The sequence below is a fragment of the Sinomonas sp. ASV322 genome, from assembly GCF_030908245.1.
GTDB lineage: Bacteria > Actinomycetota > Actinomycetes > Actinomycetales > Micrococcaceae > Sinomonas.
Genome location: NZ_JAVFJJ010000008.1, coordinates 23,953 through 50,866, shown reverse-complemented (window position 1 = coordinate 50,866; position 26,914 = coordinate 23,953). Strand labels below are relative to the sequence as shown.

The following is a 26,914-nucleotide window of genomic DNA, read 5'->3' as shown; positions in this document are numbered from 1 at the left end:
AGATGAGCCACCGCCAGATCCTCGAGGCCCTCTCGGGCCTCCTCGCCGCATTCTTCACCGCGATCCTGAGCAGCACGATCGTCTCGAACGCCCTCCCGACCATCATGGCGGACCTCAAGGGCACGCAGACCGACTTCGCGTGGGTCATCACGGCCTCCCTCCTCGCGAGCGCCGTGACGGTTCCGATCTGGGGCAAGCTCGCCGACCTCTTCGACAAGAAGCTCCTCACCCAGCTCAACATCGTCATCTTCGTGATCGGCTCAGTCGTGGCCGGCCTCGCGCAGGACATCCCGCAGATGATCGCCGCGCGCGTCGTGCAGGGCATCGGCATGGGCGGCCTCATTGCGCTCGCCCAGGCGATCCTCGGCACGATGATCCCCCCGCGCGACCGCGGCCGCTACTCGGGCTACATGGGCGCCGTCATGGCGGTCGGCACGGCCGGCGGCCCGCTTCTGGGCGGCTTCATCGTGGACTCGCCGCTCGGCTGGCGCTGGACCTTCTTCGTGTGCGTCCCGCTCGCGATCATCTCGCTCATCGTCATCCAGGCCACCCTCAAGCTCAAGCACGTCCGCCGCACCGCGAAGATCGACTGGCTCGGCGCGGTCCTCCTCACGGCCTCCGTGAGCACGCTCCTCATCTGGGTCTCGTTCGCGGGCCAGCGCGACTACTACGACTGGTGGTCGTGGCAGACGGCCGCGATGGTGGGCGGCTCGCTCGTCGGCATCATCCTGCTCATCGTCGTCGAGTCGAAGGTCGCGCAGCCGATCATCCCGCTCAAGATCGTCGCGAACCGCACGACCGCGCTCAGCATCATCGCGTCGGCGGCGGTGGGCGTCTCGATGTACGCGTCGTCGTCGTTCATCGGCCAGTACTTCCAGGTGGCCCGCGGCGCGACACCGACCGAGGCCGGCCTCCTGACGCTCCCCATGATCGCGGGCAACTTCCTCGGCTCGGTCGTCACGGGCCAGCTCATCACGCGCTTCGGCAAGTGGAAGGGCTACCTCGTGGCGGGCACGGTCTTCATCGTGGGCGGCATGGGCCTCCTCGGCACGATCGACCACTCGACCGATCTCACCATCACGGGCGTGTATTCGTTCCTCCTGGGCGTCGGCCTCGGCATGACGATGCAGAACCTCGTCCTCGCGGTCCAGAACACGGTTCCGGTCGGGGTCATCGGCGCCGCGAGCTCGACTGTCGCGTTCTTCCGCTCGGTCTTCGGAGCGGTCGGCGTCTCGGTGCTCGGCGCCGTCCTCAACAACCGCTCGAGCGAGCTCATCACGCAGGGCCTGCAGGCCAAGGGCATCAAGGCGCTCGCGGGCGGCGGCGCGAGCCTCGACATCAAGGACATGCCGGCCCCGATCGCGGACATCGTCCGCAGCGCGTTCGGCGACGCCTCGGCCCGCGTCTTCCTCATCGCCGGGATCGTCGGGGTCGTCGCGTTCCTCGCGGTCCTCTTCATCAAGGAGGTCCCGCTTCGCCGGACCGTGGACATCACCGAGCGCATGCGGCCGGCCTCGCAGGCGGCGGGCGACGGCGCCGAATCGCCCGTGGCGGCCGTCGCACCGTCCGCGGCGCTCGCCGGGGGAGGGACGGACGACGACGGCGAGGCACCCGAGGCGCCCGCCTCGCCGTCGTCCGATGGGGCCGACGGCGGTGCGCCGCTGAGTCCGACGCGGCGCGCCGCGGCTCGCGCGGCCCTCGCCGCCCGCACGGCAGAAGGTTCCGCCCTCGACGCCGAGCTCCAGCTGCTCCTCGCCGAGCCCGGGGAGGCCGGGTTGGCTGGTCCGACTACGACGGCGGAGACGCTCGCCGCGCTCCAGGAGACCCAGCGGCTCCTCGCGGGCCAGCAGGGCCAGCTTGCGAGCCTCATGACCCGCCTCGCAGACCAGCTCTCGGCGCAGCAGGAGCTCGCCGCGAAGCACGAGGCCGCGGCCCGGCAGCAGGCGGAGACGGCGGCGGAGCTCGCGCGGATTCAGGCAGAGCTCGACGCCGAGCGGGAGCTTCAGAAGGAGGCCGCGTTCTATCTCGCGACGCGGGGGCGGCACAGCGCCGGGTAGCTGACTGGGGCCACGCCGGCGAGGGATCCGGCCTGAGCTTGCGAAGGCTGGGGCCTCTTCTGACAGGCTGCGGACACATCCTGTCCGCAGCCTGTCAGATTACTCCCTGCGGAGGATCCCCCCGGCGAGAACTCGGGTCTACGCTGGAGTCTGCTCCACCGAGCCTGCCCACGTGGAGTCCGCCCAGCGGTCTGCTCCACGAGCGATCCGGTGAGCGTCGCCCAGTTCGGGCCTGACCCAAAGGACACCGATGCTGTTCACTCTGCTCAAGCGCTACGGCGCCCGCTATTGGCCATGGATCCTGGCCGTAGCGGTCTTCCAGCTCGCGACCACCATCGCGACTCTGTACCTCCCGAGCCTCAACGCCCAGATCATCGACCAAGGCGTCGCGAAGGGCGATACCGACTACATCTGGCGCCAAGGCGGCATGATGCTCGGCGTCGCCTTCGCCCAGGTGATCGCGGCGATCCTCGCCGTCTACTTCGGCTCGAAGACCTCGATGGCGTTCGGCCGCGACTTGCGCCGCGGCGTCTTCCGCAAGGTCTCGTCGTTCTCGACGCAGGACGTCCAGCGCTTCGGCGCGCCGACCCTGATCACCCGCGGGACGAACGACGTCCAGCAGGTCCAGATGGTCCTGCTCATGGGCCTCAACTTCATGGTCTCGACGCCCATCATGTGCGTGGGCGGCATCATCATGGCGCTGCGCGAGGATGCTGGCCTCTCGTGGCTCGTGTGGGTCTCGGTCCCGCTCCTGTTCGCCGTCGTCGGCTATCTCGTGTACCTGCTCATGCCGCTGTTCCGCGGCATGCAGGCGAAGATCGACGGCATCAACGGCGTTCTGCGCGAGCAGATCATCGGCATCCGGGTGGTGCGCGCGTTCGTGCGCGAGCCGTACGAGGAGGAGCGCTTCGGCGAGGCGAACAAGGCCCTCACGGACGTCTCGGTCAGGGTCGGCTCGATCTTCGTCCTCATGTTCCCGGTCATCATGATCTTCCTGCACCTCGCGACGGCGGCCGTCCTGTTCTTCGGCGGGCACCGCGTCGACTCGGGCGACATGCAGGTGGGCTCGCTCACGGCCTTCATGCAGTACCTCCTGCAGATCCTCATGGCCGTCATGATGGGCACGTTCATGGCCATGATGGTCCCGCGCGCCATGGTGTGCGCCGACCGCATCGGGGAGGTCCTCGACGTCGAGCCCTCGATGCGCGAGCCGGAGAACCCGGTGACGCCCGCGCGCCGGGAAGGCGTCGTCGAGTTCCGGGATGTCTCGTTCTGCTACCCGGGCGCCGAGAAGCCTGTCCTCAGCGGCATCTCGTTCACGGCCCGCCCAGGCCAGACCCTCGCGATCATCGGCGCGACGGGTTCCGGCAAGACGACGCTCCTCAACCTCGTCCCGCGGCTCTTCGACACGGCCGACGGCGAGGTGCTCCTCGACGGCGTGCCCGTCGCGCAGCTCGACCGCCACGAGATCACGTCCCGAGTGGGCATGGTGCCGCAGCGCCCGTACCTGTTCTCGGGAACGGTCGAGCACAACCTCCGCTTCGGGCGGCAGGACGCGACCGACGACGAACTGTGGGAGGCGCTCGACGTCGCCCAGGCTTCGGATTTCGTCCGTGAGAAGCCCCACGGCCTCGGCTCGCGGATCGCGCAGGGCGGCACGAACGTCTCGGGCGGCCAGCGCCAGCGTCTCTGCATCGCGAGGGCGCTCGTGGCCCAGCCGAAGGTGTATCTCTTCGACGATTCGTTCTCGGCGCTCGACGTCACGACGGACGCGAAGCTCCGGCGCGCGCTCCGGCCCCGGACGGCGGATGCGACCGTCATCATCGTCGCCCAGCGCGTCTCGACCATCGTCGACGCCGACCAGATCCTCGTGCTCGAGAACGGGCGCATCGTGGACCGCGGCACGCACGACGAGCTGCTCGAGACGTCGCCGACCTATCAGGAGATCGTCCAGTCGCAGATCTCGGCCGAAGAGGCCGAGAGTGTGGCGGGCACGATCGGCACGGAAGTGGGGGAGATCGCATGAGCACCGACAACACGCACGGCAAGAACACGAAGACGGCGACTGCTGGAACCGCTGCCGAGAACCCCGCAGGCCACGCTCCCCACGACGAGGTCGAAGAGGAGGAGTACCGCCCAACCGAGGCCGACGGCGGGGCCTGGGGCTCGATGCCCGCGAAGAAGGCCAAGAACTTCGGCCCGAGCGCGAAGCGTCTCATGGGCTTGCTCAAGCCGGAGGCGGGGAGGATGGGGATCGTCGTCGTCTTCATCACCGTCTCCGTGGTCCTCACGGTCATCGCGCCGAAGATCCTCGGCAAGGCGATGGACGTCATCTTCGCGGGCGTCATCGGCAAGCAGATGCCCGCAGGGGTTTCGAAGGAACAGGTCATCGAAAGGCTCCGGTCCCAGGGCCAGGGCAACTTCGCGGACATGCTCTCGGGCATGAACCTCGTGCCGGGCAAGGGCATCGACTTCAACGAGCTCACGTTCCTCATCGCCGTGATCCTGCTCATGTACTTCGTGGCGGGCATCTTCATGTGGGCGCAGGGGTACATCCTCAACCGGCTCGTGATGCGGGTCGTCGCCGGCCTCCGCCGCGAGGTCGAGGCGAAGCTCAACCGGCTCCCGCTCGGCTATTTCGACACGCGCCAGCGCGGCGACGTGCTCTCGCGCGTGACGAACGACGTCGACAACATCCAGCAGGCGCTCCAGCAGGCCTTCTCGCAGCTGCTGTCGTCGCTCCTCCAGGTGCTCGGCATCGTCGTCATGATGTTCATCGTGTCGTGGCAGCTGGCCCTCATCGCCCTCATCGCGCTTCCGCTCTCGGGCGTTGTCGCGGGCGTCATCGGTGCGCGGAGCCAGAAGCTCTTCCAAGCGCAGTGGAAGAACACGGGCGCGCTCAACGGCCAGATCGAGGAGTCGTTCTCGGGCCACGAGCTCGCGACCGTCTTCGGCCGGCAGGAAGATATGGTCACGCGCTTCGACGGCAAGAACGAGGAGCTGTATCGGGCCTCGTTCGGCGCCCAGTTCGTCTCGGGCATGATCTTCCCGATCATGAACTGGGTGAGCTACCTCGCGTACGTCGGGATCGCCGTGATCGGCGGCCTCCGCGTCGCGGCGGGGCAGATGAGCCTCGGCGACGCGACCGCGTTCATCCAGTACTCGCGTGAGTTCACGCAGCCGCTCGGCCAGATCGCGGGCATGGCGAACATGCTCCAGTCCGGTGTGGCCTCGGCCGAGCGCACGTTCGAGCTGCTCGACGCGGAGGAGCAGGATCCGGAGACGGCCACGAAGCACCTCCCGGACGTCACGGACGGGCACGTCACGTTCGAGAACGTGTACTTCTCCTACTCCGACGACAAGCCGCTCATCGAGGACCTCTCGCTCACGGCCGAGCCCGGCCACACGGTCGCGATCGTCGGCCCGACTGGAGCTGGCAAGACGACGCTCGTGAACCTCGTCATGCGGTTCTACGAGATCCAGTCGGGCCGGATCACGCTCGACGGCGTGGACATCCGCGACCTCTCGCGGGCCGAGCTGCGGTCCAAGGTCGGGATGGTCCTCCAGGACGCGTGGCTCTTCGGCGGCACGATCTACGACAACATCCGCTACGGCAACCTCGACGCGACCGAGGAGCAGGTCATGGCGGCCGCGAAGGCGACGTACGTGGATCGCTTCGTGCGCGCGCTTCCGGACGGCTACGAGACGGTCATCGACGAGGAGGGCACGAACGTCTCCGCGGGCGAGAAGCAGCTCATCACGATCGCTCGCGCCTTCGTCTCGAACCCGTCGCTGCTCATCCTCGACGAGGCGACGTCGTCCGTGGACACCCGCACCGAGCTGCTCGTGCAGAAGGCCATGCGGGCGCTGCGGACGGATCGCACGTCGTTCGTCATCGCGCACCGCCTCTCGACGATCCGCGACGCGGACACGATCCTCGTCATGGAGAACGGCCGGATCGTCGAGCAGGGCAACCACGATGAACTGCTCGACCGGCGCGGCGCGTACCACCGCCTGTACATGAGCCAGTTCGCGGGCGGCCAAGATCTCGACGCCGAGGCCGCTGCGGCCACGGCCGGCGCCGCGGCGGCTGGCGCTCGGCCCGGCGGCGGAGCCTCGGTGGGCGGTTCGCAGGAGGCCTGAGCCCCCGCGGCAGTCCGCCGCAGCCATCCCCTCTGGCCCGTCGCGGCATTGTCCGCGGCGGGCCGGGGCGTTGTCCCCGTCGAGAAGCCGGGTTACCGCTCCGGGGCTCGACCGGTCGAGCCCCGGAGCACGAGCTTTCCCTCGAGCTCGAATCGCGCGGGCGCGGCGGCAGAAGGGCCAGCCGATGCCCGCAGCGTCTCGACAGCCAAGCGGCCGGCTCCCCGCAGGTCGAGGGAAATGCTCGAGAGGGGCGGGTACGTGGTCGTTGAGAGGGTGTCGTCACAGCCGAGCACACTTACGTCGTGCGGCACGCTCAGGCCCGCGGCCTGGAAGCCCGAAATGAGGCCGTGGGCGATGACGTCGTCGAACGCGATGACCGCGGTCGCCCCCGCGCTGGTCACCGCGCGCGCCACGTCGAAGCCCTCGGAGTAGGTTCCGCCGGGTGCCTCCAAGCGTGCCATCGGGAGCCCGTGCTCGCGCGCGGACCGCTCGACCCGGCTGGCCCGCTGCGCGTTGGACCACGATTCCGGGGGCCCGCCCACGTACGCGAGGCTCCGATGGCCATCGCGGACAAACGTTGCGACGGCCAAGTCGAGGGCCTCGTCGGCGCTCACAAGAACCCGCGGAATCCCCTCGACGTCGCGGTTGACCAGCACGGTGGGAAGCCGCTCCGCGATCGTGACGAGGCTCTTCTCCGGGAGGCGCGACGCCGCCAGCACGAGGCCCTCGACCTGCGGCGTCATCCTCCCGACGAGCTGCAGCTCGCGCTCCGGATCGCCGTCGGAGTCCGCAAGGATGAGCGAGAGCCCCTGCTCCTCCGCGGTGCGCTGGGCCTGACGCAGGATCGGCGGGAAGAACGGGTTCGCGATGTCCGGGACGATGAGCCCGACGATGCTCGAGCGGCCCGTGATGAGAGCGCGCGCGTGATTGTTCGGCACGTACCCGATCTCGCTCGCCTTGCGCCGCACCCTGTCCACGGTTTCGGGCAGGAGCTTGCCGGGGTCCGTGAAGGCCCGGGACACGGTCGACGGCGCGACGCCGAGGAGCTTTGCGAGCTGGACGATCGTCGGGGCCTTGTAGCGGTTCACGCGCGCCCCCGGTCCGCTCCGAGCGCGGCAGTCATGCGACGGTTCGCCCGCCCTGTACGACCTCGACGACGTGGCCCGTCCCGTCGAGGAGGACACAGTCCGCCGGGGCGCCGACGGTGAGGGACCCGAGCCCGGGGCGGGCCCGGCGAAGCTGGCGCGCGGGATTGATGGTCGCGAGGCGGACCGCGGCCGCGAGCCCGATCCCGGCGGCCAACGCGGCCAGGCGGACGCCCTCCGCAAGACCCAGGGCGGCCCCCGCGAGATAGCCCGTCCCCGCCGCCGAGAGCCTTCCGTCCGCATCGAGGACGACGGCGCCGCCCACCGGAGCGGTGTACGTCCCCGGAGCGCAGCCCGCGAGGGCGGTCGCGTCGGAGACGAGGAACGCGCCCTGCGAGGGCTTGGCGCGCAGCATCGACGTGAGCGTGTCCGCCGGGAGGTGGTGGCCATCGGCGATGAGTCCCGCGGCGAGGCGATCGTCGGCGAGCTGGGCCCAGATCGCGTTGGGATGCCGCGGGATGAGGCTCGGCATGCCGTTGCCGAGATGGGTCGAGAGGCTCGCGCCAGCGTCCGCCGCCGCGCGGACCTCGTCCGCCGTGGCGTGCGTGTGGCCGATCGCGACCGAGATCCCGAGGGCCGTGATCTCGGCGATCCGCTCGGGGGCGTCCGGCCCGTGGGGCGAGACCGTGAGGATCTCGAGCGGCGCGCCGGGCGTCTCCCAGCGCCGGACCTCGGCGGGATCGAGCGGCCTGATCTGCGCCGGGTCGTGGACCCCGCGAGCCCCCTCGACCTCGGAGATGAACGGCCCCTCGACGTGGACCCCGGGGATCGCGGCCGCCACAGTCGGGTCGGCCGCGCGGGCCTCCGCGACGGCCCGAAGGCTGTGCACGATCTGCTCTTCGCTCGCCGTGATGATCGTGGGGAGCCACGTCGTGACACCCGTGCGGGCGAGGGCCGCCGTGATGGCGGCGACCTCTTCGGCGGACGAGTCTGGTCCATTGACGTCGTGGCCTGCGAAGCCGTTGACCTGGAGGTCCACGAAGCCCGGCGCGAGGAACGGGACGTCGGACGCGCCCGAGCCGAGCCGGCGCACGGAACTGATGACCCCGCCGTCGTGCTCGATCTCGAGGAGGCCGCCCGTCGCGAGGTCGCGGCCCCGCACGGCTCCGCGGGCGGGTGCCGTCATCGAGGGTCCGATTCGGCGTCGAGGTAGAGATCGACCTCGGGGTGGTTCCGGAGCGCCGTGCCGGGGTGCGCCCCCGAGACCGGTTCGGTGAGCGTGTCCTGGACGGCCTGGCGCTTGGCGGCGCCGGGCACGGAGACGAGCACGTGGCGCGCGCGAAGGAGTCGGGGAATCGTCACGGTGATCGCGTCCGTCGGGACGTCCTCGAGCGTCGGGAAATGGCCCTCGTCGAGCTGCTGGCGGCGCGAGGCCTCGTCCATCCGGACCGGCCGGGCGGCCAGCGGGTCGTCGAGATCGGCGGGCGGATCGTTGAACGCGAGGTGGCCGTTGACGCCGAGGCCGCAGAGGGTCACGTCGAAGTCGTCGGAGCCCATGACTGAACTGTAGCGGGCGGCCTCCGCCTCGGGGTCGCGGCTCGGGTCGATACGGTGGAACGCCGCGGGCGTGACATGGGAGAACAGGACGCGGTCGAGCCAGTTGCCAAACGCCTGCGGCGCCGCGAGGGGGAGGCCCAGATAGTCGTCCATGTGGAAGAACTCGATGCGGGAGAAGTCCAGATCGGCGGAGCGGAGCGCCTCGAGCGTGTGCTGCTGGCTCGGTGCGGCGGCGAGCATGACGCGCGCGGTTCCGGGGGAGTCGAGCCGCTCCGCGAGCAGGCTCGCTGCCTGGGCCCCGCAGGCCTGTCCGAGGGCGAGGGGCGTCGGGAAGGAATGAATGCGCATGGTCTCTTTCAGTGGTGGTTCTGTGTTCATCGAAGGGTCGCTGACGCGTTGGCGTCGAGTCGGTTGAGGAGCAGGAGGGCCCGGGCGATGTGGAACGGGTCCTTGACGGGGAGCGCCACGACGGCGTCGAGGGGGCCTCCGGCCCGGTCGCGGATCTGGATCCACTCGCGGCCCTCGGGGTCGGGGAACGTCGCGAACGTGTAGTCCGCGAGCCGCTCGGCCCAGCGCGCGAAGCGTGGGTCGCCCGTCGTTTCCGCGAAGAGCCGCGCTGCGTAGAGTGCCTCGACGTGGACCCACCAGAGCTTGGTGCTCCACGTTTCGCGGACCAGAGCTTCGTACCGGTCACCGGGGAGCGAACGGCCCTCGGGCCGGCCACCGGCGCGGTCCGCGTACCGCAGCATGCCGCCGTGCTCGGCGTCCCAGCCGCATTCGAGGGCGGCTAGCGCGAGGTCCGGCAGCCAGCCGGGCGCGGCGAGGGAACGGTCCACTCGTTCGGCGTGCACGAGCATCCACGCGAGCTCGAGGAGGTGGCCCGGGGTCACGTGGCGGGCTACCAGGGTGTCCTCGTCCGCGAGGCCGGAGGGGCGGTACTCCCACCAGCGGCCCGGGCCGAGCATGCCCCGGCGGCCGACGAGGAGTTCGTGGGCCGCCGCAGCCACCTCGCGCGCGCCGGCCACGCCGGCGCGCTGAGCTTCCGAGGCCACGTGCAGAAGGAGCATCGGCGAGGCGAGGTCCGTGAAACCCGCGGGAACCGGATATGGCTCGGTCTGGGCCGTTCCAGCGGAGATCCGGGCGTGTGCGGAGGCGAGGATCGCCGCGGCGTCAGCCCGCAGCGACGCGCGGTGACCGTCGTCCGGGCCGGGGAGGCCCGCGGCCCCCGCGAGGCCGAGCGCCGCGAAGAGGTCCGCGAAGACGCTCTCTTCGTTCATCCGTTCGGCGCTCCGCGGCTCGGCGTTCCCCGGCTCGCCGCTCCGCGGCTCGGCGTTCCCCGGCTCGCCGCTCCGCGGCTCGGCGTTCCCCGGCTCGGCCGGCGCCGCGCCGTCGCCCGCGACCCGGAACCGTGTACTTCCATCGGGCCGCAGCGCGTGGTTGCGGACGAAGCCGGCCGTCGCGTTCGAGCGCGCCGCCCACAGCTCAGGATCAACGGAGAGGTTGCCCGACTCGGCGTCGAGCGAGAGCTCGGCGCAGAGCCACGCCCATCGCCCCTGCGACCACGTGAGCTTGTCCTGGGAGAGGAGACGGCCGCGGTTGTCGAAGCACGTGAAGACGCCGCCCCGCGCGTCGTCCGCCGCCTCTCGGTCCCACCACGGCAGGACGACGTTCTCAAGGTGATCCCGCGCGTCGACCGTCATGCGCGCGCCCCCGTGCCGACAGGTTCGCCGGCGCCGCCGGGCCGCGCCTCCGCCTCGGGCAGGTCGGCGTCGAGCGAGGCGATGAGGGCGTCCGAGGCTGGCATGCCCTGCGGGACGACGAGTCCCGCGACGAGGAACACGAGCACGGACGCGAGGATCGGCGCCGCGACGCTCACGGCCGCGCCGTTGGCGCCGAGCGCCGCAATCTGGCCCGCGAGGACGTATTTGGTGATCGCGAAGACCACGAGCCCCGCGGCCCACGAGCCGAGCGCCGCGACCGAGCCGCACCGGCGGAACGGCTTGAGCATTCCGAGGAGCATCGGGATCGCGACGGGACCCACGAGCGCTCCGAACCACGTGATGAGGAGGCCGAGGACGCCGCCGAACGAATCGGACGTGAGCGCGATGGCCATAGACAGGCCGATGAACAGGAAGGTGGCGAGGCGTCCCACGGCCAGTTCGACGCGGCCCGATAGCGGGGCCCGCTTTCCTCGCAACGCCGGGATGATGTCGCGGGTCACGACGGCGGCGATCGCGTTCGCGTCGGACGAGGTCATGGCCATCGTGTGCGAGAACAGGCCGGCGAGGACGAGCCCGACGAGCCCGGCGGGCAGGAGGCTCTGCGTGAGCAGCGCGTACGACTCGTCCGGGTGGGCGAGGTTCGGCAGGAGCACCGGGGCGGCCCACATCGGGAAGAACAAGACGAGCGGCCACACGAGGTACAGCCCCGCAGAGAGCAGGATCGAGCGCCGCGCCGCCGAGCCCGTGGGCGCGGAGATGAAGCGCTGCGCGAGGTTCCACGTCCCGCCGTTGTACGAGACCGTGTTGATGAGGCAGTAGGCGAGGAAGAAGCCCACGGTGAGGTTCCCCGCGAACGGCGACGAGTGCGACGCCGGGAGCTTGCCCCACACGTCGACGATCGAGGAGACGCCGCCGAGCTTCGCGATCGTCGCCACGAGCAGCGCGATCCCGGCCACGAGCTGGATCGCGAACTGCCCGAAGTCGGTCAGGGCGTCGGCCCACAGTCCGCCGATCGTCGAGTAAATCAGCGTCACCCCGCCCACGATCATGACGCCCCAGAGCAGCGGGACGCCCGCGAACGCGTTCAGCAGGATGGCGCTCGCGGCCCACTTCGCGGCGACGTCGAAGATCTTGAGCGCCGTCCCGGACCAGGCCAGGACCTGCTGCGCGGGCAGGCCGTACCGGATCGAGAGGTATTCGAGCGGTGAGATGACGTTGAGCCGCTGCCGCAGCCGGGCCCAGCGCGGCGCGAAGAGCCACGAACCGACGAGGCAGGCGAGGGTAATGCTGATGGCCCACCACACGTAGACCGCGAATCCGGTCGTGTAGCAGAGGGCGGCGTAGCCGACGAAGACCGCGGCCGAATACCCCGACATGTGGTGCGAGATGCCGGACAGCCACCACGGCATCTTCCCGCCGGCCGTGAAGAAGTCGGCCGCGTTCTTGACCCGCCTCTTGGCGAACCAGCCGATCCACACCATGACGAGGAAGTAGGCGCCCAGGACGAGCCAGTCGAGCACGTGCATAGATCTCTCCTTCGAGTGCGCAGTCCAAAGACTGGGAATAGCGAAAATGCTGGCATGCAAACGTGTGCATGCCAAGAGTCTCTTTGGCAGTCCGGCCCTTCCCGCGGGTTTCCCAGAAACACGCGGGTAACATGAGCCGCCTAGCATCGCCAATGACGTCGTCCCTACGTGAGGAGAAGGCATGAGGCTCAGCCCGCGCGAACAGGAGAAGCTCATGATCGTCGTCGCCGCCGATCTCGCGAGGAGGCGGCAGGCGCGCGGGCTCAAGCTCAACTACCCCGAGGCGGTCGCGATCATCAGCTACGAGCTCATCGAGGGTGCCCGCGACGGCCGCTCGGTCGCCGAGCTCATGGGCTGGGGCACGACGATCCTCTCCCGCGACGATGTCATGGAGGGCGTGCCGGAGATGATCCACGACGTCCAGATCGAAGCCACGTTCCCCGACGGCACGAAGCTCGTGACCGTCCACGAGCCGATCCGCTAGGAGTCCGCGATGGAAGACCAGAACCTGCCGGTCCCCGCTTTCGTTCCGGGCCAGACCATCCCCGCCGCAGGCGAGATCGTGCTCAACGCGGGCCGACCCGTGACCGAGCTCGACGTCACGAACACGGGCGATCGTCCCGTCCAGGTCGGCTCCCACTACCACTTCGCCGAGGCGAACAAGGCGCTCGACTTTGACCGCGACGCCGCACGGGGCCGACGCCTCGACATCCCCGCGGGCACTGCGGTGCGCTTCGAGCCCGGCGATCGAAAGACGGTTCGTCTCGTCCCGCTCGGGGGCGCGCGCGAGGTGTACGGGCTGCGGAACCTCACCGACGGGCCGCTCGACACTCTCGCCGAGGTCACCGCGGGTGGCGCCGAGGTCGCCCCGGGTGGCGCCGAGGTCACCGCGGGTGGCGCCGAGGTCACCGCGGGTGGCGCCGAGGTCGCCCCGGGTGGCGCCGAGGTCACCGCGGGTGGCGCCGAGGTCGCCCCGGGAGGCGACGTCCCGCCGTCGTCCGCTGGTCCGGCCGGAAGCCGCGAGCCGCTGCCGAACCGCGCGATCCCGCGGGCCCAGTACGCCCAGCTCTACGGCCCGACGACGGGCGATCGCGTGCGCCTCGGGGACACGGGCCTCTTCGCCGAGGTCGAGCGCGACCTCACGACGTATGGCGAGGAAGTGGTCTTCGGCGGCGGCAAGGTGCTGCGCGACGGGATGGGCCAGAACGGGCGGGTCACGCGCAGCGGCGACTCTGGCGGCGAGGGGCCTGAGGTCCCCGACACCGTCATCACGAATGCGCTCATCGTCGACTACACGGGCATCTACAAGGCGGATGTCGCGCTCCGCGACGGGCACATCTTCGCCATCGGCAAGGCAGGCAACCCGCTCGTGCAGGACGGCGTGGACATCGTGGTCGGCGCGTCGACCGAGATCATCGCGGGGGAGCGGAAGATCCTCACGGCGGGCGGCATCGATACGCATATCCACTTCATCTCGCCCGAACAGGTGCCGACGGCGCTCGCGTCCGGCATCACGACGATGATCGGCGGCGGCACGGGCCCGGCCGAGGGGACGAAGGCGACGACGGTCACCCCGGGCGCGTGGCACATCTCGCGCATGCTCGAGGCCGCCGAGGGGCTCCCGATGAACTTCGGCTTCCTGGGCAAGGGCCACGCGAGCCGCACGGAGCCGCTCGCCGAGCAGATCGAAGCGGGCGCGATCGGCCTCAAGATCCACGAGGACTGGGGCGCGACGCACTCCTCGATCGACACCTCGCTGCGCGTCGCGGACGAGTACGACGTGCAGATCGCGATCCACACGGACACGCTCAACGAGTGCGGCTTCCTCGAGGACACGATCGCCGCAATCGGCGGCCGCGTGATCCACACGTTCCACACCGAGGGCGCAGGCGGCGGCCACGCGCCGGACATCATCGCGATCGCGGGCCAGCCGAACGTCCTGCCGTCCTCGACCAACCCCACCAACCCGTTCACGCGGAATACGGCCGAGGAACACCTCGACATGCTCATGGTGTGCCACCACCTGAGTCCGCAGATCCCCGAGGACGTCGCGTTCGCCGATTCGCGCATCCGCCCCGAGACGATCGCGGCGGAGGACGTGCTCCACGACCTCGGCGTCTTCTCGATCATGTCGAGCGACTCGCAGGCCATGGGGCGCATCGGCGAGGTCATCACCCGCACGTGGCAGCTCGCCGACAAGATGAAGGCGCAGCGGGGGGCGCTCGCGCCGTCGGCCCGTGGCGGCGCGGACGCGGGCCCCGCGGACAACTTCCGCATCAAGCGCTACGTCGCGAAGTACACGATCAACCCCGCGATCGCGCAGGGCATCGCGGACTCGGTGGGTTCGGTCGAAGTGGGCAAGTTCGCCGACCTCGTGCTGTGGGATCCGGCGTTCTTCGGCGCCAAGCCGGACCTCGTCGTCAAGGGCGGCACGATCGCGAACTCCGTCATGGGCGACCCCAACGCGTCCATCCCGACGCCGCAGCCGCAGACCCTGCGTATGGCCTGGGCCGCGTACGGGCGAAGCGTCGAGAGCTCGTCGATCACGTTCCTGTCGAAGGCTGCAATCGAGGCCGGCGTGCCCGAGCGACTCGGCCTCCGCAAGCAGATCCGTGCGGTCGGTGGGATTCGCTCCCTCCGGAAGGCGGATCTTCCGTTCAACGGCGAGACGCCCCACCTCGAGGTCGACCCCGAGACCTACGAGGTCACGGTCGACGGCGAACTGGCCACGTGCGAGCCCGTCGAGACCCTGCCGCTCACGCAGCGTTACTTCTTGTTCTGAGTCTGGGGAGCCCCATGATCGTCACCGAAATCCTCGGCAACCTGCACGACGCCGACGCCGCCGGCGCGTACGAAGGTCACCATCGCGAGCGGGTCGTCCTGCCGAGCGCGGACCTCGCAAAGCGCATCCAGCGGGTCCGCACCGACCACGGGACGGAGATCGGCATCCGGCTCTCGCCCGGAGCGGCGGACCTGCGCGACGGGGACATCCTCGCCGCCCAACCTCCCGAAGGGACGACGCGCGGCAACCTCATCGTCGTCTCCGTCGAGGCCACGGACGTCCTCGTCATCGCCCCCCGCACGGTCGGCGAGGCGCTCTTTACGGCGCACTCGCTCGGGAACCGGCATCTCCAGGCCCAGTTCTTCGGCGCAGAGAGCGAGTTCGGCCGCGCGGCCGGTCAGGACGTCATGGTGTGCCAGTACGACCACACCGTGCGGGACTTCCTCGACCGGCACGGCGTCCCGTACACGCGCGAGGAGCGCGTCATGGCCGTGCCGTTCCGCCACGCCGAACACACGCACTGATGGCTCCGTCTATGTCCCTGCCCGCCCTCGCTGCGTCTATGTCCCCGCCCGCCCTCGCTGCGTCTATGTCCCCGCCCGCCCTCGCTGCGTCTTCCCCGCCCGCCCTCACCGTACTTCTCCAGCTCGCCGACTCCGCCCTGCCCACCGGGGCGTTCAGCCACTCGTTCGGTCTCGAGGCATATCTCGAGACCGGGGAGGTCGACGACGAGGCGACGCTCCTCGCGTGGCTCGAGGGCTTCCTCGCGACCCAGCTCACGCACACCGACGCCGTCGCCATCCGCCGGGCGTGCCGCGCCGAGACCGCAGCTGAGCTGGTCGAACTCGACGCCGAGCTCACGGCCCTTCTCGTCCCGGCCCAGATCCGCGGCGCGAGCCTCAAGATGGGCCGTCGACTCCTCGAGATCGCGCGGGATTCGTTCCCGTCCGAGCGTGTCGAGGCGTACACGCGGGCGACGGCGGGCGGCGCCTGCGCGGGCCACTACGCGATCGCCTTTGCGCTCGCGGGCGCCGGCCAGGGCCTCGACGAGGAGACGCTCGTCGGCGCCTATCTCTACTCGACGCTCACGTCGCTCGCCTACAACGCGGTTCGCGCGATCCCCCTCGGACAGCTAGCTGGCCAGCGCGTCCTCGCCGCCCTGCGCGCGAAGGTGCCCGCCGCCGTCGACCGCTCCCGTGCCGCGGACCAGCGGACCTTCGGCGCCGCCGCGCCCGCCCTCGAAATCCACCAGATGCGGCACGAGCACCAGCGTGCGCGCATGTTCATGAGCTAGGAGGCTCCCCGTGACTGACCCCGTGATCATCGGCATCGGCGGACCCGTCGGTGCCGGCAAGACCCAACTCGTGGAGCGCGTGACGCGCGCGCTCATCGGCGAGCTCTCCATGGCCGCCATCACGAACGACATCTACACGATCGAGGACGCAAAGATCCTCGCGCGCAACGGGGTGCTGCCCGAGGACCGGATCGTCGGGGTCGAGACCGGCGGCTGCCCGCACACGGCCATCCGCGAGGACACGTCCATGAACACCGCCGCGATCGAGGACCTCAAGGAGCGCCACCCGGACCTCGAGCTCATCTTCGTCGAATCCGGCGGCGACAACCTCTCAGCGACTTTCAGCCCCGAACTCGTGGACTTCTCGATCTACGTCATCGACGTCGCGCAGGGCGAGAAGATTCCGCGCAAGGCCGGGCAGGGCATGATCAAGTCGGACCTGCTCGTGATCAACAAGACGGACCTCGCGCCGTTCGTCGGCGCCGATCTCGGCGTCATGGAACGTGATTCGAAGGCGTTCCGCGGCGAGCGGCCGTTCTGCTTCACGAACCTCAAGACGGACGACGGGCTCGAGTACGTCCTCGACTGGATCCGCCGCGACGTGCTCATGACGGACCTCGCGTGACGGCGCTGTCAGGTTGCGCCGTCACCTCTGGCGGGTCCCCTCATCTTGTGCCGTCACCTCTGGCGGGTGCGCACCCTTCTGATCTGACGGCGCAGCCGGGGAGACCTGCCGAGCAGCCGGGGAGACCCGACGCGCAGCCGGGCGAGCCTACGACGGCGGCGCCTCCCCTGACGGGCGAGCTTCGCCTCCGGATCGCGCGCCGGGGCGGGCGGAGCACCGCCGTCGAGCAGTTCCACGTCGGGTCTCTGCGCGTGCTGCGCGCCTATTATGCCCCGCCCGCCCGCCCGTATGCCCCGCCCGCCCGCCCGAACGAGGACGCCACGGGCCAGCCGATTTTCACGGTCGTCAACCCCGGTGGCGGCTACCTCGGCGGCGACGCCTACGCGACGGAGATCATGGTCGAGGAGGGCGCGTCGGCGCTCCTGACGACCCAATCCGCGACAAAGGTCTACCGCACCCCGCAGGGCCCCGCGCTGGCCACGCAGCGCTTCGAGCTGGGCCCCCGCTCGCGGCTCGAGTCTGTGCCGGACTCGCTCATCGCCTATCGCGACGCGAGCTACCGCCAGGACACGCTCGTGGACATGGCGCCGGACGCGTCGCTCGCGCTCGCCGAGGTCGTCACCCACGGATGGTCCCCGGACGGCGAGCCGTTCCGCTTCGACGAGGTCTCGCTCGTGACCCGCGTTCGGGTGGGCGGGCGGCTTGCGGTCGCGGACAACCTCCTGATCAGGCCCGGCGAGGGCGGGGCGGGCCCGCTCATGCTCGGCGGCCGAACTCACGTCGGCTCGCTCCTCGTCGTCGACCCGCGCGCGGACGACGGCGCCGTCGTCGCCCTCCGCGCGCTGCTCGCCGCGCGGTGTCCGTCGCCTCCCGCGGGCCCGCTCGTGGGGGTCACGCGCCTTGCTGTGCCGGGGTTCGCGCTCCGCGCGCTCGCGGATTCGACCCAGGGTGCGGAGGCAGTCCTCCGCTCCGCGCTCGACTGGATGCGCGCGGAGTGGCACGGTCTCCCGCCGATCGACCTCAGGAAGCTCTGACCACCGGTGGGCGACCGCATCGATCGTCTCCAGCGCGTCCCGGTAGATCACGCAGGGCCCCGGAGGCCCCGCCGAGTAACGCAGATTAAACACTGGCGACACCGTCGCGCAAGGTGCTCTCCGTAGGCTAGAGGCAACGAACGGCCGGGGCGGCCGAGCACCGTGCTCGGGTCCCGCCGCCAGGACCAATCCGAGGCCCCGAGGGTGGCGAGCCGGCGGAGCACCTAGCGCTCCGGGCACGACCCCGGTTGGCGGGGCCTCGGGTGGCCCGCCGTGTGATAGACCGGACCGCATGACGACAGCGGAACAGGCCGGTGCCTCGCGAGCGGCGGAGACGGACGACGGCGGCCATCGCCTGCGAGTCCAGGTCCCCATGCGATGGGGCGACATGGACGCCTACGGGCACATCAACAACGTGCAGATCGTGCGCATGCTCGAAGAAGCGCGCATCGCGGCCTTCGGCCCTCCTGGCGGCACCGGAGCCTCAGGCATCGATCCGGCGGTTCCCCTCTTCTCCGACGTTCCCGACGGAACCCTTGCCCTCGTCGTCGAGCACCGGGTCCGCTACCTCAAGCCGCTCGACTACCGCAACGTCCCCGCCGAGGTCGATGTGTGGGTGAGCGGGCTCAAGGCGGCGGCCCTCACTCTCGACTACGTGATCCACGATCCCGTCGACGGCCACGAATGTGTCCGCGCGACGACGGCACTGGCCTTTGTCGACGAGCCGTCGGGCAGGCTTTTGCGCCTCACGCCCGAACAGCGCGGGCGTCTTGCTCCTTTTGTGGGGAAGGGCCTGTTCGAGCGCTGAGAACGTGCTCTCGGATAGAATTTCTGGCGTTAGCTATCCTTCAAAGAATGTGCCCGGAATGGCGTCATGATTAGGTCGTCTGTGTATCCTCCAAATGTCTCGGTAAAACAATGGGGAGGCTCACATGGGGTATGCAGTCGATACGGCGGCGCACGCGCGCTCCCGTGACGAATTTCATCTCGACCTATCAAATACTGTAACGCGACTTAACAGAATTCGTTCAGCCACTCGCCAAAGGCTTGCAAATTCGGATTTGACGCGCGCATTTCTCGGATCTGCCCTCACTCTCGTCGAAGAGCGGTACACGGGAGGCTCGTTCGACGCGGCGGATGAAGACGCCCTCCCGCTCGCCTTCCTCTCGCGCCCACGCGTCCTGCGGCGCACCCAGGAGACGTGGCCGGAGCTCGTCCCGACCGAGGCAAAGTTCCGCGACCGCTGGGTCGGCCAGCAGGACTTCCTTGCCGACTTCATCTCCTATGCGCTCGCCGTGCGGCACCGTCATTTCGAGCAGACGATCGCGCAATGGGCCGAGGAACTCACGACCCCCGGTCACGACTTCGCGCGCGCCGTCCATGCCGTCGCCTACCGCGGCATGCGGCTCATGGTCGATCTTCCAGCGTTCCGCCTTCAGCTGCTCGCTGCGGCCTCCGCGGATGACGACGTGGCGGCCGACGTCCTCCATGAGGCCATCGAGTCGATGTGCCGCACCCTCGTCGACCTCCACGAGCGCGTGACCGAGCGATTCGCCCTGCGCATGCGTCCGGGCATCAATTCGGAGCACGTCGCCATGATCTTGCAGGCACTTGCCGAGGGCCTCGGAATCCGGCTTCTGGCTGGCCAGGAGGATCGCATCTTCGACCCCGAACACGAGGCGTCCCTCCTGGGAACGGCTGCCCTCGGACTTTTCATGTCGTTGTGCGATCCGGGCGACGGATTGAGCGTCGAGGATGCCGCGAAGGAATTCGTCCGGAGATCTGCACCCGCGACTACCTCCTGACCGGGGGAGTTTACAAGTGGAGTTCTCCCGAAGAATTGTCGGGAGGATTTCGCCTGCGGTCTCGCCGAGCGAACATTGAAAGTCCATTTTCGGTGGATCTAGAACCGTCGAATAGATAGCTGCTGCACTAATCCCACGGGGAATTCCGGAAATCCGGAATGCGAAAGGGGATTGGGGTGCGCAGGGTCAGGTCCAGGCGCGGCATCGCGGATGCCGTCCGCTCGGCCGTCCTGGTTGGTGCGTGCCTTCTGGCCCTTGCCGGAACCGGGCTAGAGCTCTCATCCGGTGCGCAGGCCACAGGGCGGTCCGCCGCCTCCGACCCCCTCGCGGCGACGCCCCCGCCGTCGTCCTCCCCGTCCCAGCCTGCCGGGCCTGCGGCGACGCGCCCCCTCCCCAGCGCCGCGTCGCCGCAGGCCGGCAGAACCTCCTTGCCCACGGCACCCCCAGCTGTGCCCGGCTCGCCTGCCGGCCCTCCCGTTGGCTTCTCATGGCCGGCGGCTGGGCTCTCCGTGGACGTCGTTCCCATGGATTGGGATCCGAAGGAGCCAGTCGACCCCCCGCTCGACTCGCGTCATTTCGATCCCGTCGGGCATTGGCTCGTCGACACGGGTGGGAACGCCGGCGTGCGCCCCGCGGTCATCGCCGGGCACACGTGCCACGCGGGCGTCCCTCTCTGCAACGACGAGACCTTCCCCTTCAACCGGCTGAGCTTCGCCGGATGGGCAGTGGGGCAGGCCGCGTCTGTCACTGATCGCCAGGGGCGCGTCACCCAGTGCTCCCTCGAGAGCCGGCAGGTCGTCGACAAATCGAAGGCGTTCACCTTCGGCAACCAGCCGTGCACCGTCGTCGCCTTCTCGTGCAACTACCTCGACCCCGACGGCCAGATCGTGCTCGTGACCTTCCGCTGCGGTCAATGCACATGAGGCGGCTCTCCCGATTTCTCCCAGGCACCCATCTCTTCCGTTCATCCCGAAAGGACCACATCATGCGCTCCCTCACCTCACCCTCCCGTCGGACGGTGCGCCGGCTCGTCCTCGCGGCCGCGTGCTGCCTCCTGGCGGGCGGCGTCGCCACGAGCCCCGCGCTCGCCGTGGCGGGCGACGGCAAACAGGACAACTTCGACACCAAGAAGATCGAGTTCTGCCATGGCACTGGATCGGACTCGAACCCGTTCGTCGACCTCACGACCAGCGTCGCCGCTTTCTACAAGGCTGGCCACATCGACCACGACGGCACCGACGGCACGCCAAACGACATCTGGCCGGCATTCGACTACGTCAAGGACGGCGTGACGCACCACGTGGCTGGGCAGAATCTGACGACGCAGTTCGGTACAGCGACCGGCGCGCAGATCTTGGCTGCCGGCTGCAAAATCCCGACGCCGAGCCCTAGCCCGACTCCGACGCAGACTCAGACGAGCAACCCGACGCCGACCCAGACGAGCAACCCGACGCCCACGGAGACCGAGACCCCCTCGTCGACACCGACGCAGAGCCACACGAGCACGCCGTCGCCTACGCAGACCCAGACGGTGACGCCCGCGGCGACGCCGTCTCCGACGCAGACCCACACGATCACGCCGTCGCCTACGCAGACCCAGACGGTGACGCCCGCGGCGACGCCGTCTCCGACGCAGACCCACACGATCACGCCGTCGCCGAGTATTGTCGTCGCTGGGGACCCGGGGACGAGCACTCCCGCCCCCGCGAACGGCGACGTGACCCTCTCGGCCCAGACAGCGTCATACGCGCCGGCTCCCGACTACCTCGCCTCCAACCTGCTGCTCGTGTCGGGCATCCTGCTCGGAGCGTGGGCTGGTCTGGCCGCCCTCGCTGACCGCCGCCGCGGACGGCACGCCTGACCCCAAGGTTCGTGTCTGTCTCCGGGCGATCGGGGCCCTCGCGCTGCACCGCGGGGGCCCCGATCGCTGCGGAGAGGGTGGCGTACCACTGAGACGACGCCTCCTACGACCACGGATCATCGGCTCCGTCGAGCCGAAAACGGCCTCCGTGCGGGCGTTCGAGGGCATCCGTGGCGGCCATTGGGCGGATCAGTGGTGGCCGGCAGTGCAAGGATCCCTCATGGGCTGAGACCCGTGGGCACCCGCCCGGGGGGCCCATGAATCCGTGATTCCAACAGGGGGATTTCCATGAGCACGACTCCGCCACCCACGCCTGACCGGCAGCCGAACGTGTCCTCTCAGCAGCACGTACCCACGGCGCCACCCCAGTACTCGGCCCCGCCGCGGTACACACCCCAGGACGGCGTCGTTGTGCTTCCCGCAAGCCAGAGCAAGACTCTCGGGATCGTCTCGGTCGTGCTGGGCGGGCTCGCTCTGCTCCTGAGCATCATTCCGCTCTTCTCGTTCCTCCTAGCGATTTCGTCTGTGGTCTGCGCGATCATCGCCCTCGTCCGTCGCATGGGCCGGAAGCTCCTTCCTCTCCTGGGGATCGGGCTCAGTGTTCTGGGGCTCGTCATCGCCACGATCGTGACGGTGGTGGCCGTCAACCTCGCACTCGAACAGGGCGGATTCTGAGACGGCGCCCCGACGCGGATCACCCGCCGCAGAGTCCGATGAAGGCCCCCAACTCCTCTAGGGCCTCGGGCTTCGACGGCAGATAGACGGTGAGCCCCGGCGAACGGACGACGACGGCCCGCCACTTAGCGCGCGATACAGCGACGTTGATGCGGTTGCGGTTAATCAGGAACTCCATGCCGCGCGGCGCTTCTCCGGGGTCGGAGCAGGCCAGTGAAACGATCGCGACAACGGCTTCCTGCCCTTGGAAGCGGTCCACGGTCCCGACGGGAGACTCGTGGAGTCCCGCCCGGTCGAGGGCCTCGCGGATGAGGTTGACCTGCGCGTTGTAGGCCGCCACGACGATGACGTCCTGAGGTTCGAGAGAGCGTGTCACGGCGTCCTCGGTCCACCGGAGCCCCACGTGCTGTCTCACCCGCCGGACGACTTCCTCGGCCTCCTCCCTCGACGACGTCGCGTTGCCCGAATGGTCGACGAAAACAGTCTCGACCCCCGCTGGGGCGCCCTCGAGGGTTCTCTCTCGTGCCGCCGGAGCGGATCGGAGCCGGCCAGCGTAGGAGAGCCGTGAGACCGCCTCGCACAGCAAGGGCGACATCCTCCACGACTCCGAGAGGAAGTAGCCGAACTCGGCGGGGAGAACGGCGTGGCCCTGCGCGAGCCACCCGAGTGCCGATTCATTGACAGGCTCGGGGTGCTGGCCTTGGCTGACTTGCGGCAGCTGCTGCGGATCGCCGAGCAGGAGGAGCCGCGACGCTGCACGGCTCACCGCGATGGTGTTTGCCAGCGAGAACTGTCCCGCCTCGTCAATGACCAGCAAGTCAAGTGAGCCCGGCGGGACGGAGGCGCCGGTCATAGTCCACGCCGTTCCTCCGACGAGGCAGCCTCGGGACCCGCTCAGCAGGGCCTCGACCGCCTCATTGCTCTGGTTCTCCACAGGCCAGGGGAGCGGAGCCGCCTCGGGCGGGCCGTCCTTGGGCTTCTTGGCCACGAGGCCGCGGGGGACGCCGTCGTCGATGGCCCGGCACAGGACGTTCTCGACGACCGCGTGCGAGTTGCCGACCACACCCACTTTCCATCCGGATTGGACGAGCCGCGCGATGACTCGGCTCGCGACGAAGGTCTTGCCGCTGCCGGGCGGGCCTTGCACGGCCAGATAGGAGCGATCGAGGACGCGGACTGCCGCCTCGATCGCGTCAGGGAGCGTTCCCGGCCCGTCAGCCTCGGGCAGGGGCACAGCGCCCAATGTGCGTGGTCGGAGCCGCCGGAGAAGGTCTACCGCGGGCTGTTCGAGCATGGCGGGAAGGGCATCTGCAGCGAGGCGCGCGAGTTCGGCCTGGGCTGCCTCGATGCTCTTGGTCCCGAGCGGCGGCTCTTCCGTGAGCGCCACCGGCAGCTGGTCGTAGGGCTCGACCCCCTTGCGTGTCTTCTCCCTCACGGTCAGGACGTCGTCGCCGTCCTCTGCCCCAATCCCGAGGACGATCGTCCCGTTCCAGCCGTTCCGGCCGAGCCCCTGCCCGTCCGTCGGCTCGAGCGGCGCCGGGAGAGGCTGCGCGAATTCGCGGAACCACGAGCTGCCCTCGCGGAAGTCCGATCCCGGCGTGATCTGGCCGCGGAGCTTCACGGTGCGCGCGAGCGTCTGCCTGTCCCGCTGCCAGCCACTGAGCACTTCGGCCGAGCGGACGACGAACGCGTTCCGCACGCCCTCGAGTTCGCTGAGTGGGCGTTCGAGCCGGTCGAAATGCGCCCACCAGTAGGACTTCTTCTCTCGGGGCCAGTACTGCACAGCCGCCGCGAGCAGAGCCAGGGCGACGTCGTCTGCCTGTGCGCGACCGTCGTCGGCGGTCGTTCCGTGCTCGCCGCGCTGGGCGAGATATTCGAGGAGCGGCCCATCGGCCTGCTCGGCATCGGCGTCGGGCGGCGGCTCAAGGTGGCGTGGGGTTACGGGTGGGGCGCCCGGATGGGTGGCCGCGAGCTCCCTGAGCCACTCGTCGAGCCGGAGAGTCGAGACGCAGTCGTCCTTGTTGTACTCGAGGATGAGGTCGAGTACGTGCTGGGCTTCGGCGCCCCTCGCCTCGGATTCGGCGAAGTCTCCATCGGCAGCAGCCCTTCGCGCGAGATCCCGCGCGGTGCAGAAGGAGGCATACATCTCCACGGACCCGGCGGCGCTCTGGAGTTCGGCCGTTCTCAGCTCCGCACCCATATAGAGCGGCTCGAGCTTCTTGATCGAGTAGGAGCGCTCCGAAATGCGGATGCTGTGGCGCACGGTTTCGTAGAGATCCACGAGGAGGCCCTCGCGCAGCCACGCATCGATCACCGTCTCGGCCGCCGCATGCCGCTGGGCGAGTCGGCGGAGGGCTGTCTTCTCGTATGACGCGTAGTGGTAGACGTGCATGTCCGGGAATCGGTTCCGGCGGTCCTCGATGTAGTCGACGAAGTCGAGGAACGCGGCCTTTTCCTCGGCCATCGTGTGGGCGAGGAACGGCTTGAACACGGGCGCGGCTCCCTCCACGGGTGGCTCGAGGACCCCGAAGAGGTACTCGATGCCCCACACACGCGTTTCGGGGTCCTGCCACAGCGGATCGCCTTCGAAGTCGAAATAGACATCCCCGGCGCTGGATCGGGGGAGGGCGGCGATGGTGTGGGTCGGAAGCACTTTGAAACGGACCTCGTGCTCGGGTTCCTCCCCGTGAGCCGGGGCGAGCGCTCCGCCGTCGCCCGCTTCGACGCCGCTCTGGAAGCGCGCTTGCTCGCGCAGCCGAGCCAGCGTCGCGTCGTCCTGCTGCTCTCGTGACGCGGCCAGCTCGTCGATCGTCCTGATTCCCGCCTCGCGCAGCTTCTTCCGCCGAGAAAGGCTCATGCCCGCGACGAGGAGGACGTCCCGATGCTCGGCGGCCTGAACGGCGCAGTATTCGCATCGGCCGCAGGCAGCCACCCCCGGTGCCTCCCAGACGGCAGGTTCGCCCTGAGAGAGGTGAGCGGACGTCAGCTCGGTGACGCGTCGCCGTCGTTCGCGATATGCGGGGAGAAGGTCGTGCAGGCTGAAGGATGCCTGGTCTCCGGTGCCGAGGATCAGGGTCACCTCGTCGGAAGGCTCGAAGCCGGCCTTCGCGAGCTGCTCGCCGTACGCGGCGAGCTGGAGCAACGCCTCGACCTTCGCATGACGGGCGAGCTTCGTGTCGAAGACCTGGTACCGGCGGTCGGGCTGGCGGACCAGAAAGTCCGAGCGCCCGTGGAACTCACCGTCAAAGAAGCCCGCCTGGTAGACGACGTCAGCCCCGTCTCGCAGGGGCGCAAGCGATTCCTCGTGCTTCGCGGCGAGGACCGCGCGGTCCATCTCGGCCGCTTCAGCGATCTCGGCCACGCCCCCGCTCGTGCCCGGCGACCAGATCCCATACGCCGCGCGGAAGTCTGCGAGGACGGCCTGTTCGTGCCGATCGCCGAGCTTGGACGCCCGCTCGCGCATCGGATCCTCGACGACGAGCTTCGGCACGCGGCCGAGCTTCTCATCGAGCCGACGCAGCAGCGCGAACTCGCACTTCGCCGCAGTCACGACGTCGGTCGCCGAGAACACAAGATCCTGGCTGTCGAGAATGAACACGAGACCCCCTCATTCGCTCTTGGATCCATGACACCACCTGCCTCCGACATTTTTGGCCTCGCAGCTCGTACCGAATCGTCGCGAAGCCTTAACTCTCCGGAAACCCGCATCGTCCACGCTGAGTAAACTGACCGCTCGATGTCACGACCGTGCGTCACAGTCGGTCACCTTGTCCCCGACTCGCGGGTAACCCGCGACCATTGGTGGGCAAGGACATCCATGCATAGAAGAGGGGATGGGATGGCGAAGAACGCATCCGACAAGCTGGAAGCCCGACTCAAGGCCGTGCTCGACGGGCTCGCAGAGGCCCGCTGGGCGGGGGGGAACCCCAACGCGGGGGTCGTGCTCGCCGAGGCGGTGAAGCAGGTTCCGTTCGACGAGCACGAGGCGTTCCTCCTCTCCGGGGGGATCCCGCGCGGCCACAAGGCGCTCACGACCGCGACCGCCAAGCTCGCCAAAGTTGGGTGGATGGTCAAGGGCCGCTCTGGCTGGTCGATCACGGACGACGGCCTGCGCGCCCTCGTCGCCTTCCCGACCGTCGATGCGCTCGCTGAAGCCCTCGCCGAGGGCACGCCGATTCCGGCCGAGGTCGCAGTTCCGGCTGCGCCGACCAAGGCCAAGAAGGCCTCGGAGCCCACCGCCGAGAAGGCGCCGGCCAAGCGCACCGCGAAGAAGGCGGCCGCCGCCGAGGCACCGGCCGCCGAGGCGCGCGAAGCCGCGCAGCCCGAGGAGCAGCCCCTCGTCTCGGATCAGCCGCAGTCGGTTGCCATCGCGGGCGACTTCGGCGCAGCTCTCGGTGCCGAATCCGACTGGGAGCCCAGCCTGGACGCCGTCCAGATGGGCCTCGATGCTGAGGCAGCCCAGTGGCGCCGCACCGTCGACCTCCCTGCCGGAACGTACACGTTCAAGATCGCGATCGACCGTTCGTGGGATGAGAACTACGGCGCATTCGGCTTCCCGGGCGGCGCGAACCACGAGCTCAAGCACGACGGCGGACCCGTCACGATCGTGTACAACCACGCGACCAAGGACGTGACCTTCTCCTGACGGCTCTCCCGCAACTGTCCTCTGAAGTCGAGGGGACAGTTGCGGTAGGCCCCCTTGGTTCCGTAACTCCTCCACAGAAGCGCCGAGCGGCGTGTTTCCACATA

At 69.4% G+C, this 26,914-nt stretch carries 21 protein-coding genes and 1 pseudogene; 16 read left to right on the top strand and 6 right to left on the bottom strand.

The features are described from left to right. Positions 1 to 2: 2 nt before the first annotated feature. The 3 genes from RBS12_RS12340 to RBS12_RS12330 all read left to right on the top strand — a co-directional run bounded on the left by RBS12_RS12340 (position 3) and on the right by RBS12_RS12330 (position 6,200). Positions 3 to 2,057 carry an MFS transporter gene (locus RBS12_RS12340; RefSeq protein ID WP_307966524.1) on the top strand — a complete coding sequence of 685 codons (2,055 nt, stop codon included), beginning with the start codon at positions 3 to 5 and terminating at the stop codon, positions 2,055 to 2,057. Positions 2,058 to 2,307: 250 nt separating this feature from the next. Next, positions 2,308 to 4,083: an ABC transporter ATP-binding protein gene (locus RBS12_RS12335; protein ID WP_307966406.1), complete on the top strand. Its 1,776-nt coding sequence runs from the start codon at positions 2,308 to 2,310 to the stop codon at positions 4,081 to 4,083. Continuing rightward, entirely contained in the window at positions 4,080 to 6,200 is a 2,121-nt protein-coding gene (locus tag RBS12_RS12330) for an ABC transporter ATP-binding protein (RefSeq protein WP_373886516.1), read from the top strand. The genes RBS12_RS12335 and RBS12_RS12330 overlap by 4 nt, the downstream gene beginning before the upstream one ends. Before the next feature lie 92 nt (positions 6,201 to 6,292). Here RBS12_RS12330 and RBS12_RS12325 read toward each other — a convergent pair whose 3' ends face one another. Genes RBS12_RS12325 through RBS12_RS12305 form a run of 5 tightly spaced genes read right to left on the bottom strand, consistent with a single transcriptional unit; the run spans position 6,293 to position 12,089 of the window. Continuing rightward, the gene (locus RBS12_RS12325) at positions 6,293 to 7,288 is read right to left on the bottom strand and encodes a LacI family DNA-binding transcriptional regulator (protein ID WP_307966405.1); all 996 of its coding nucleotides are present in this window, start codon (positions 7,286 to 7,288) and stop codon (positions 6,293 to 6,295) included. A gap of 31 nt (positions 7,289 to 7,319) precedes the next feature. Further along, positions 7,320 to 8,471: an amidohydrolase family protein gene (locus RBS12_RS12320; protein ID WP_307966404.1), complete on the bottom strand. Its 1,152-nt coding sequence runs from the start codon at positions 8,469 to 8,471 to the stop codon at positions 7,320 to 7,322. Further along, entirely contained in the window at positions 8,468 to 9,190 is a 723-nt protein-coding gene (locus RBS12_RS12315; RefSeq protein ID WP_307966403.1) for a 6-phosphogluconolactonase, read from the bottom strand. Before RBS12_RS12315 ends, RBS12_RS12320 begins: the two co-directional genes overlap by 4 nt. Positions 9,191 to 9,216: 26 nt before the next feature. Continuing rightward, positions 9,217 to 10,542 carry an AGE family epimerase/isomerase gene (locus RBS12_RS12310; RefSeq protein ID WP_307966402.1) on the bottom strand — a complete coding sequence of 442 codons (1,326 nt, stop codon included), beginning with the start codon at positions 10,540 to 10,542 and terminating at the stop codon, positions 9,217 to 9,219. Further along, entirely contained in the window at positions 10,539 to 12,089 is a 1,551-nt protein-coding gene (locus RBS12_RS12305) for a sodium:solute symporter family protein (RefSeq protein ID WP_307966401.1), read from the bottom strand. The genes RBS12_RS12310 and RBS12_RS12305 overlap by 4 nt, the downstream gene beginning before the upstream one ends. A 181-nt stretch (positions 12,090 to 12,270) precedes the next feature. On the opposite strand from RBS12_RS12305, the gene RBS12_RS12300 reads away from it, so the two are divergent. The 12 genes and pseudogenes from RBS12_RS12300 (at position 12,271) to RBS12_RS12245 (ending at position 22,165) form a co-directional block, all read left to right on the top strand. Further along, entirely contained in the window at positions 12,271 to 12,573 is a 303-nt protein-coding gene (locus RBS12_RS12300) for an urease subunit gamma (RefSeq protein WP_307966400.1), read from the top strand. Between the two features lie 9 nt (positions 12,574 to 12,582). After that, positions 12,583 to 12,981 (top strand): annotated as a pseudogene (locus RBS12_RS12295) (urease subunit beta); the annotation flags it as partial. 150 nt (positions 12,982 to 13,131) lie between these two features. Beyond that, positions 13,132 to 14,871 (top strand): urease subunit alpha, encoded by a 1,740-nt coding sequence (ureC, locus tag RBS12_RS12290; RefSeq protein ID WP_307966522.1) that lies wholly within the window; start codon positions 13,132 to 13,134, stop codon positions 14,869 to 14,871. A gap of 14 nt (positions 14,872 to 14,885) precedes the next feature. Further along, entirely contained in the window at positions 14,886 to 15,395 is a 510-nt protein-coding gene (gene ureE / locus RBS12_RS12285) for an urease accessory protein UreE (RefSeq protein WP_307966399.1), read from the top strand. A 65-nt stretch (positions 15,396 to 15,460) separates the two neighbouring features. Continuing rightward, positions 15,461 to 16,165, top strand: coding sequence for an urease accessory protein UreF (locus RBS12_RS12280; protein ID WP_307966398.1), 705 nt, complete (start codon positions 15,461 to 15,463; stop codon positions 16,163 to 16,165). A 10-nt stretch (positions 16,166 to 16,175) separates the two neighbouring features. After that, entirely contained in the window at positions 16,176 to 16,790 is a 615-nt protein-coding gene (gene ureG, locus RBS12_RS12275) for an urease accessory protein UreG (protein WP_307966397.1), read from the top strand. A 47-nt stretch (positions 16,791 to 16,837) separates the two neighbouring features. Continuing rightward, the gene (locus RBS12_RS12270) at positions 16,838 to 17,824 is read left to right on the top strand and encodes an urease accessory protein UreD (RefSeq protein WP_307966396.1); all 987 of its coding nucleotides are present in this window, start codon (positions 16,838 to 16,840) and stop codon (positions 17,822 to 17,824) included. Between the two features lie 373 nt (positions 17,825 to 18,197). Continuing rightward, positions 18,198 to 18,632 (top strand): thioesterase family protein, encoded by a 435-nt coding sequence (locus RBS12_RS12265; protein ID WP_307966521.1) that lies wholly within the window; start codon positions 18,198 to 18,200, stop codon positions 18,630 to 18,632. A 253-nt stretch (positions 18,633 to 18,885) separates the two neighbouring features. Further along, positions 18,886 to 19,629 (top strand): hypothetical protein, encoded by a 744-nt coding sequence (locus tag RBS12_RS12260; RefSeq protein WP_307966395.1) that lies wholly within the window; start codon positions 18,886 to 18,888, stop codon positions 19,627 to 19,629. A gap of 509 nt (positions 19,630 to 20,138) precedes the next feature. Continuing rightward, positions 20,139 to 20,552: a hypothetical protein gene (locus RBS12_RS12255; protein ID WP_307966394.1), complete on the top strand. Its 414-nt coding sequence runs from the start codon at positions 20,139 to 20,141 to the stop codon at positions 20,550 to 20,552. 62 nt (positions 20,553 to 20,614) lie between these two features. Beyond that, entirely contained in the window at positions 20,615 to 21,490 is an 876-nt protein-coding gene (locus tag RBS12_RS12250; RefSeq protein ID WP_307966393.1) for a hypothetical protein, read from the top strand. Between the two features lie 288 nt (positions 21,491 to 21,778). After that, on the top strand, positions 21,779 to 22,165 hold the full coding sequence (locus RBS12_RS12245) for a hypothetical protein (RefSeq protein WP_307966392.1): 387 nt from the start codon (positions 21,779 to 21,781) through the stop codon (positions 22,163 to 22,165). Positions 22,166 to 22,184: 19 nt separating this feature from the next. Here RBS12_RS12245 and RBS12_RS12240 read toward each other — a convergent pair whose 3' ends face one another. Next, complete coding sequence (locus RBS12_RS12240) at positions 22,185 to 25,763, bottom strand: TM0106 family RecB-like putative nuclease (RefSeq protein WP_307966391.1); 3,579 nt, start codon at positions 25,761 to 25,763, stop codon at positions 22,185 to 22,187. Between the two features lie 240 nt (positions 25,764 to 26,003). Between RBS12_RS12240 and RBS12_RS12235 the strand changes: the two genes are divergently transcribed. Continuing rightward, positions 26,004 to 26,810: a glycosidase gene (locus tag RBS12_RS12235; protein WP_307966390.1), complete on the top strand. Its 807-nt coding sequence runs from the start codon at positions 26,004 to 26,006 to the stop codon at positions 26,808 to 26,810. The last annotated feature ends 104 nt before the right edge of the window (positions 26,811 to 26,914 follow it).

Coding starts and splice junctions, on each gene's coding strand:
- RBS12_RS12340 (WP_307966524.1), top strand. CDS start 3: ATGAGCCACCGCCAGATCCTCGAGGCCCTCTCGGGCCTCCTCGCCGCA.
- RBS12_RS12335 (WP_307966406.1), top strand. CDS start 2,308: ATGCTGTTCACTCTGCTCAAGCGCTACGGCGCCCGCTATTGGCCATGG.
- RBS12_RS12330 (WP_373886516.1), top strand. CDS start 4,080: ATGAGCACCGACAACACGCACGGCAAGAACACGAAGACGGCGACTGCT.
- RBS12_RS12320 (WP_307966404.1), bottom strand. CDS start 8,471: ATGACGGCACCCGCCCGCGGAGCCGTGCGGGGCCGCGACCTCGCGACG.
- RBS12_RS12315 (WP_307966403.1), bottom strand. CDS start 9,190: ATGCGCATTCATTCCTTCCCGACGCCCCTCGCCCTCGGACAGGCCTGC.
- RBS12_RS12310 (WP_307966402.1), bottom strand. CDS start 10,542: ATGACGGTCGACGCGCGGGATCACCTTGAGAACGTCGTCCTGCCGTGG.
- RBS12_RS12305 (WP_307966401.1), bottom strand. CDS start 12,089: ATGCACGTGCTCGACTGGCTCGTCCTGGGCGCCTACTTCCTCGTCATG.
- RBS12_RS12300 (WP_307966400.1), top strand. CDS start 12,271: ATGAGGCTCAGCCCGCGCGAACAGGAGAAGCTCATGATCGTCGTCGCC.
- ureE (WP_307966399.1), top strand. CDS start 14,886: ATGATCGTCACCGAAATCCTCGGCAACCTGCACGACGCCGACGCCGCC.
- RBS12_RS12280 (WP_307966398.1), top strand. CDS start 15,461: ATGTCCCCGCCCGCCCTCGCTGCGTCTTCCCCGCCCGCCCTCACCGTA.
- RBS12_RS12265 (WP_307966521.1), top strand. CDS start 18,198: ATGCGATGGGGCGACATGGACGCCTACGGGCACATCAACAACGTGCAG.
- RBS12_RS12250 (WP_307966393.1), top strand. CDS start 20,615: ATGCGCTCCCTCACCTCACCCTCCCGTCGGACGGTGCGCCGGCTCGTC.
- RBS12_RS12245 (WP_307966392.1), top strand. CDS start 21,779: ATGAGCACGACTCCGCCACCCACGCCTGACCGGCAGCCGAACGTGTCC.
- RBS12_RS12235 (WP_307966390.1), top strand. CDS start 26,004: ATGGCGAAGAACGCATCCGACAAGCTGGAAGCCCGACTCAAGGCCGTG.